The following is a 715-nucleotide window of genomic DNA, read 5'->3' on the forward strand; positions in this document are numbered from 1 at the left end:
TTTGATCCCAACCACGAATGGCGCCTTGTGCCAAACTGAGTGAGTCATCTTGAATCACTCGGCTTGGATCAAAATACTGTTGTACACCCAAGCCATCACAAGTTCCACACGCGCCTGCTGGGTTGTTAAATGAGAACAATCTCGGTTCCAGCTCTTGCATGCTGTAGCCACATTGCGGACAAGCGAAGTTCGCGGAAAAGATGATTTCTTCCCCATCGCCATCCATCGGAGCAATCACCGCAATACCACCAGAAAGCTCTAGCGTCGTCTCAAATGACTCTGCTAAACGTTGTTGCAGATCTGGGCGAACTTTGAATCGGTCGACCACGACTTCAATGGTGTGTTTTTTGTGTAGCTCAAGTGTTGGTGGATCTGAAAGATCGCAAGTTTCGCCGTCAATACGCGCTCGGATAAAACCTTGTGCGGCAAGGTTTTCTAGTGTTTTTACATGCTCACCTTTGCGCTCTTTTACGATTGGAGCAAGCAGCATCATTTTGCTGCCTTCTGGCAGTTCCAATACTTTATCCACCATCTGGCTGACAGTTTGTGCGGCTAATGGGGCGTGGTGAGTAGGACAGCGTGGTTCACCAACACGAGCGTAAAGCAGACGTAAGTAGTCGTAAACTTCGGTGATGGTACCGACGGTTGAGCGAGGGTTATGAGATGTCGATTTTTGTTCAATAGAAATCGCCGGAGACAAACCTTCGATATGGTC

Annotated in this window: 1 pseudogene; it reads right to left on the bottom strand. The window is 48.4% G+C overall.

What is annotated here, in order from left to right:
• A pseudogene (locus tag R8O11_RS27630) lies at positions 1–715 on the bottom strand (excinuclease ABC subunit UvrA); the annotation flags it as partial.

This window comes from Vibrio sp. 1288, from assembly GCF_033344475.1.